Source organism: Lactiplantibacillus fabifermentans DSM 21115 (assembly GCF_000498955.2).
Classification (GTDB): Bacteria; Bacillota; Bacilli; order Lactobacillales; family Lactobacillaceae; genus Lactiplantibacillus; species Lactiplantibacillus fabifermentans.
In genome coordinates this window covers 1-6858 of the sequence record NZ_AYGX02000098.1, presented here as the reverse complement: position 1 = coordinate 6858, position 6858 = coordinate 1, and the positions used below count along the sequence as shown (strand labels likewise).

The window sequence follows — 6858 nt, the reverse complement described above, 5'->3', positions numbered from 1 at the left end:
GCTGATCTTTTTTGTCCGAACAGCGTTCGGATTAATTTTACAATCTACCATATACTCAGCCATCACTGGTGACGCCTGGGCATCTTCAACAAATTGATAATGATTCCCGTTAATACCACTTAACTTGTGACCACGTTGCGCTTGCCGATTTAACCATTTAATTTCGGCCGCCGAGCCTTTTAAAAAGAACCGTGTTTTTTGCATGTAAACGACCTCCGATTCATTGATTTTATAATTTAAATCCTAATTATATTCAGATTGGTCTACATTGCAAACTTTACTGTAACTTAATTTAATATCGTTACAAACAGCAATTTGTTAGTGATACATATAAATCAAAAATGATAACCCTTTCCATAAGCTTTAATTGGTATATATTTTTAAAGCCCTTTCAAAAATTAAAACCGCTTTAGGTGGCGATTGGTTTATCAGTTATTAAGAATTTTATACAAATTCACAAAACGGCCAAAGCATGCTACTATCAGAAATGATGTTAACGATTACAACCCGAAAATAAATAACAGAGAAGGAAACTAGTATGCCTGCAGAATACATTATGGCGATTGATGAAGGCACCACCAGCACCCGGGCGATTATTTTTAATCATGCCGGTGAAAAGATTGCGGACTCGCAACGGGAATTTCCGCAATACTTTCCCCAACCGGGGTGGGTCGAACATAACGCCAACGAGATTTGGAACGCCGTCTCTTCAACGATTGCCAATGTCTTAATTGAATCTGGCATTCGGCCCAGTCAGATTAAAGCCATTGGGATTACTAATCAACGCGAAACAACCGTCGTTTGGGACCAAGCCACCGGTCTCCCGATTTATAACGCCATCGTCTGGCAGTCCCGCCAAACCGCCCCGATTGCGGACCAACTAATTGCGGATGGCGCCGGCGAACTCATTCATAATCACACCGGCTTAGTGACCGACGCCTATTTTTCGGCCACGAAGATTCGCTGGATTTTAGATCACGTGGACGGGGCCCAAGCCCGGGCCGAACGCGGCGAATTACTCTTTGGGACCATCGATACGTGGCTCGTTTGGAAGCTGACTGGTGGTAAAGCTCACGTCACCGATTATTCCAATGCTAGTCGGACGATGTTGTTCAACATCCACGACTTACAATGGGATACCGAAATTTTAGATTTATTGAATATTCCGGCCGCGATGTTGCCGACTGTGCGCTCTAATTCTGAAATTTATGGCACCACCAAAGACTATTTATTTTATGGCAGCGCGGTCCCCATTAGTGGGATGGCTGGTGACCAACAAGCCGCCCTCTTCGGTCAGATGGCGTTTGAACCCGGAATGGTCAAAAACACCTATGGAACCGGCGCGTTTACTGTCATGAACATTGGCGAACAGCCGCAATTATCTGATCACAATTTACTGACGACGATTGCCTATGGTATCGACGGCCACGTCACCTATGCGCTGGAAGGCTCGATTTTTGTCGCCGGCTCAGCGATTCAATGGTTACGTGATGGCATGCAATTGGTGAAATCGGCGCCGGAATCGGAGGCGCTCGCTAAGTCCTCGACGAATCACAACGAAGTTTACGTGGTACCGGCCTTCACCGGACTAGGCGCCCCCTACTGGGATTCTGAAGCCCGTGGTGCGGTATTTGGGTTGACTCGTGGTACGAACAAGGCCGACTTCGTCAAAGCCACCTTGCAATCCTTAGCCTATCAATCGCGTGATGTCATTGATACGATGAAACACGATGCACAAATTCCAATTCCTACCTTAAAAGTCGATGGCGGGGCGGCGCGCAACGACTGGCTAATGCAATTCCAAGCGGACATTTCCAACGTCACGATTCAACGGGCGGCTAATTTGGAAACCACCGCATTAGGAGCGGCCTTTTTAGCCGGCTTAGCGGTCGGTTACTGGGATAGTTTGGCTGAAATCAAAGCCGTTCATCAAACCGGCGATGAATTCAGTCCCAAAATGTCTATTGCCGAGCGTGATAACTTATATAACGGCTGGCAAACCGCCGTTAAAGCCGCTCAGCTTTTCAAGCACACGCCTTATGAAGGTTAATAAAAACCACTTATCCGCATTGGGTAAGTGGTTTTTCATTAGGCTTCCGGTAAAAAGCCTTGGCGTGTCGCAATCTTGAAAAAGTCGCGCCGTTTGGCAGCTGATCCGAGCGCTTCTTTGGTCATATCACGCAAATGTTCATCACGCGCATGACTGCTACGGTTGGCATAATAGGCATGCAAGCGTTGGTCAAAGTTAGTCAGTTCAGTTTGATAACTAGTTGGTTCAACATATTGATTTTTAAATAGAATAGCGTCTAAGCCTAACCGGGGCTTGGTCTCTGGCTGACTGCTTGGATAGCCAATCTGAAAACCAAACACCGGTAAAGTTAATTTCGGTAAGTGTAACAGGTCAATGACCGCTTGCGTATCGTTATTAATTGAGCCCAGCACCACGCTCCCGAGTCCTAAACTCTCGGTGACCATGACCATGGCTTCCGTCATCAAGGTGGCGTCTTCCACACTACCTAAGAAACGGTCCAATTCTGTTAAAGCTTGTTGTGCCGCGGGTGTATCCGCTAACTGGACGTTGCGATGTTGGTCCGCGATCACGACTAATAACCGGCCTTGCGTGGCGACCGTCGCGCGGGTCGTTAATTTGGCAAGCGCTTGACGAATGGCAGGATCAGTCACTTCAATCAGGCTATACGCTTGTAAATACTGGCTCGATGGCGCATGTTGCGCCGTGGTAATAATTTTAGCTAACGTTTCGTCACTGACAACTTGGTCAGTAAAATCACGTTGGGTGCAATGGTGCTGTAACGTTTCAATAACTGAGTTTGACAAAATACTCCTCCTAATCAGCAACGAGTTCTTGTGACCATTGCGTCAGTTGTGGCAAGACCGCCACGTTTAAATTAAACACAATGCGTTCACACACTTGGTCAATTTGAATACTCTGAAACAACGGGTAACGGACGCGCCCTTCTGGATGTTGGACGATGACGCTTAACATGCTCAGCTCATCTAAGGCCGTTTCTAGCAGCGTAATCGACCGTTGGGGGAAAATACTCCCGTTGTAGTTGCGGATCGTCTAAGGAGCATCCCAGCATCGTTTCCACGTCTTGCTTCGTTAATAATAAACTCTCCGGGTGTTCATTGATTAACCGCAATAATATTTTTAAAGTCAAAGCTGATTCAAACGCATTGCGAAAACGAAAATGCGTCTGAAAACGACTTTGAATAAATTGCAATAATACTTTTCTCAAGCGAACAATCCTCTCTTCAAATGTTGCTTGGTCTACGATACCACTTATTCATCATCCTGACTGTTTTCCCGTTTCAAGATGTAATCAGCCCACTGAGACATAACTCAAAAAACGGGCGCCTGATAAAGTGTTAAAGCTTCATCAGACGCCCATTCAGTTTTTGGCTATTCTTGTGGCCGAAACGTGAGGGGAAAGTCAGTTTGTTCCCTCACGCTTGTTCATTTAACCGATATGATTTTCTTTTAAAATTAAGTCGACTTCCGTTTGCATTTCGGGTGTTTTCGTCCACTCTTCCCAGTGATCCATCGATTCATCCGGAATTTCGAACGTTTCGTTGATATATGCTTCGTATTTTTGCACGTGGGTTGAATGTGGAATATTCAGTTGCAAAATCCGCACTTGTTTAATAAAACCGCGTTCCGCTGCTAGTTCCGCCCGGCCGTTCATGACCATATTACCAATTTCCATATAAGCGGTACCGTCTTCACGGGTAATTTCTTGAATTAAGTCTAATACTTCATGATTTTTCAATGATAATCCCTCGCTTCAGATTTTAGTATAGCGGGCAAGGGAAAAGGTGTCAAAAATAACCCGATCACTAGTACAGTTACCGCTTAGCACTCATCACCAAGTCATCATAAAAATGGGCGTTAGTCGCTAACCTATAAGCCATCAACCAAAATTCACCCAGTCCAGCAGTCAAAATTGCCAAAATCTGCCAACCAATAAAACTTAATTGCAACACAAAATAGTCAAATTTGCGCCCTTTCATTAACGCTCGACTCCGGGTAATGGCCGCCCGATAAGTCGGTCGCGGTTGCCCCGCTGGCGTGGCCGCTAACATATCCTTATACACAAAATAAGTTTGCGTATACGCATAGGCCTTAATAATCCCCGGAACAATCAGTAATAAACTCCATAAAAAGACGAGTAACGCTTTAAAGATAATTAAGCCGACGATGGACCAGCGATACTGCTTAGCAAAGCCCACAGTGGCCGCCGTAATCGTAGGCAGTTGTCGCTTGGGAGCACGTGATGCGTCCAATAAAGCATAACTAGCGCCAACGATAAAAACCTCTTGAACGAAATAAACGATCACGCCAAAAATAGTGCTGATCAGTAATGCCGCGGTCGTTTCTGAAGTATCCCAATCAAGCCATCCGACCCAATCAAAACCCGTGATGCCCCAACTATTAATGAACTTATACATTCCTGAAGCATCTCGATAAAATATACTTAAGCTAGCGACTAAACACAATAATGCCGCTCGCCACCATGCCCCGCTGAATAATTGCTTAACTTCCGCCTTCAATGCTGCCCGTGTTTTCATTCATCATTCCGCCTCTCTTAGTTAACAATTTAATTGTACACTATTTAATTAGTTTGAAATACTTAAACTTTTTTACCATGTCAATGAAATAATTGGGACTAATTGGCAAATCACCGAAAGGCTTCATCAGTTCAACCACACTCCATCCGGCTAATTACTGATTGGGTTGTAAAAATATCGGCAATAAAAAACACAAAACGGTTATTCCAACAATATCGGAATAACCGTTTTGTGTTAATCAATACTAAATATTACTGGACTTACGATTACTGAAGAACTGATAAAACGTAAGCGTTGCCGATAGAACATCTAATATTGAGCTACCTTGGCCTGGCAATACAAATCCCAATATAAGTGCGATATATAGAAACCCTAACGCGATAACCAAGTTGTATCGTAATACACTCGGTTTCTGCATTGCTCTAATAGTAAGTACAATCAAACCGATTGACAATATCGGGCTTAACCCCATTATTATTATCATTGGTTTTCTCCCTTCATTTAGATTTTGATATTAAGATACATATCAATAATCTAAATACTATCATCATTCGATTTTATGTTTTGGGCCAAATTTCAGCACCCAGTATCCGATATATCCTCACAGAAACAACAAGTATCGAAACAGACGCTAATCGCTACTTTGGTAGTACTATTTAGCTGCTAACTTAGCATTGGCGACCAAGTTTTCATAATAATTGGCTTCCGTGGCTAGCGTGTATGGCACGAGCCACAATTGGCCAATTCCCGCTGTTAAGCTCGCTAAAATCCGCCAACCAAGAAAACTTAATTGCAACACAAAGTAATCGAATTTGTAGCCGGCCATTAATTCACGACTCCGCGTAATGGCCGCTCGATAAGTTGGCCGCGGTTGGTCTGCCGGCGTGGCCGCTAACATATCCTTATACACAAAATACGATTGTGTATAAGCATACGACTTAATAATTCCTGGAACAATCAGCAGCAAGCTCCACAAAAAGACTAAGATAGTTTGCCAGATGATTAAGCCAACTAATGGCCAGCCATATTGTTTACTAAAACCCACCGTAGCATCTGCAACTGGGTGAATTTCTCGTTGGGGGTCGCGTAACCAATCCAACAAAGTGTAACTTGTCCCAATCGTGATAACCTTGACCACTAGTCCCACCACTAGTGAGAAAATCAGTACCACTAATACGATTGTCATAAGCATTGAAATTACTGCCAAGTCCAAATTGAATATTTGACTGAGCACCGATTTATGGATGGACCCATCGGTAAATTTGCTAACCTGCTGCTTCATTTGAACAACACTATTAAAAGCAGTGACGATACTAACGACCAAACATAAAATAACGGCTTGGCGCCAGCGTCCCTTAAATAATTGCTTTACTTCCATTTTTAGATCTGCACGTGTTTTCATCAATAAAATCCCCCTTTTTGTTGACAATTCAATTGTACACTATTTGAATTATCGACAGGAATTTTATTTATTCGTTAGCACATTTTAATTATTGACGAGCCTTGCGTATTTTAACGTGGTGGTGAATCGCGATATCCCACACTGCGTCCTCCGCTTAGCTACGTCATCGGGGCCCATTCGGAAAGTTCCCCGGATAACGCTGGTGACTAGGCTATGCTCGGTGTCTCCTTGTCTTTGGTGCCGAAACGCGAAATTCCAGACTGCGACCTCCGCTTAGCTACGTCACCGATGCCATCCGGAAAGTACACCGGACAACCCTCATGACTAGGCTATGCTCGGTGTGTCTCCTTATCTTTGGTGCCGAAACGCGAGAACTCAGGCAGCGACCTCCACTTAGCTACGTCATCGGGGTCATCCGGAAAGTGCACCGGATAACCCTGATAACTAGGCTATGCTCGGTAGCTAACCGCCTGAGTTCTCGCTCTACAATAAAAAAACCACTATCCAAAGATAGTGGTCGGCATAAGAGAGAAAGAGAATTGATTAGAAGGTAACTAAATACCTTACGCTCTAAGAATAAGCGATATTGTAAGCGTTGTCAACAGCTACTGGAAATAAATAGATAAATTATCGTTGCCTGATAATAATTTTGTTAATTTATTTACATATTCCTCAAATAAATCTACGTATACGCCGTAACATCAACATTCGACGAATACTTGACTTGTTTGTTAATTAATTAGTTCACCTTATTTAGGTATTATATCTAATAAAAAATCGTAATTACAGTTATCTGCAATTACGATTTTTGTTAGTTAAATGGTAGATTGTAAAATTAATCCGAACGCTGTTCGGACAAAAAAGATCAG

7 protein-coding genes and 1 pseudogene are annotated in these 6858 nt (G+C 43.5%); 1 reads left to right on the top strand and 7 read right to left on the bottom strand.

The genetic code is table 11. The features are described 5' to 3' along the window. Positions 1-204, bottom strand: a pseudogene (locus tag DY78_RS09075) (hypothetical protein); the annotation flags it as partial. 334 nt (positions 205-538) lie between these two features. Between DY78_RS09075 and glpK the strand changes: the two are divergent. Next, complete coding sequence (gene glpK, locus DY78_RS09070) at positions 539-2050, top strand: glycerol kinase GlpK (RefSeq protein ID WP_024625690.1); 1512 nt, start codon at positions 539-541, stop codon at positions 2048-2050. Between the two features lie 38 nt (positions 2051-2088). Here glpK and DY78_RS09065 read toward each other — a convergent pair whose 3' ends face one another. The 6 genes from DY78_RS09065 to DY78_RS09040 form a co-directional block, all read right to left on the bottom strand. Further along, complete coding sequence (locus DY78_RS09065) at positions 2089-2835, bottom strand: nitroreductase family protein (RefSeq protein ID WP_024625689.1); 747 nt, start codon at positions 2833-2835, stop codon at positions 2089-2091. A 10-nt stretch (positions 2836-2845) separates the two neighbouring features. Next, positions 2846-3004 carry a hypothetical protein gene (locus DY78_RS16620; RefSeq protein WP_235810658.1) on the bottom strand — a complete coding sequence of 53 codons (159 nt, stop codon included), beginning with the start codon at positions 3002-3004 and terminating at the stop codon, positions 2846-2848. A gap of 7 nt (positions 3005-3011) precedes the next feature. After that, entirely contained in the window at positions 3012-3257 is a 246-nt protein-coding gene (locus DY78_RS16615) for a hypothetical protein (protein WP_235810657.1), read from the bottom strand. A 222-nt stretch (positions 3258-3479) separates the two neighbouring features. Continuing rightward, entirely contained in the window at positions 3480-3788 is a 309-nt protein-coding gene (locus DY78_RS09055) for a hypothetical protein (RefSeq protein WP_024625688.1), read from the bottom strand. Between the two features lie 76 nt (positions 3789-3864). Continuing rightward, the gene (locus tag DY78_RS09050; protein ID WP_033613632.1) at positions 3865-4587 is read right to left on the bottom strand and encodes a DUF975 family protein; all 723 of its coding nucleotides are present in this window, start codon (positions 4585-4587) and stop codon (positions 3865-3867) included. A 652-nt stretch (positions 4588-5239) separates the two neighbouring features. After that, a complete protein-coding gene (locus DY78_RS09040; RefSeq protein ID WP_033613631.1) occupies positions 5240-5989 on the bottom strand; it encodes a DUF975 family protein in 750 nt (249 codons plus the stop codon). Between the last annotated feature and the right edge of the window lie 869 nt (positions 5990-6858).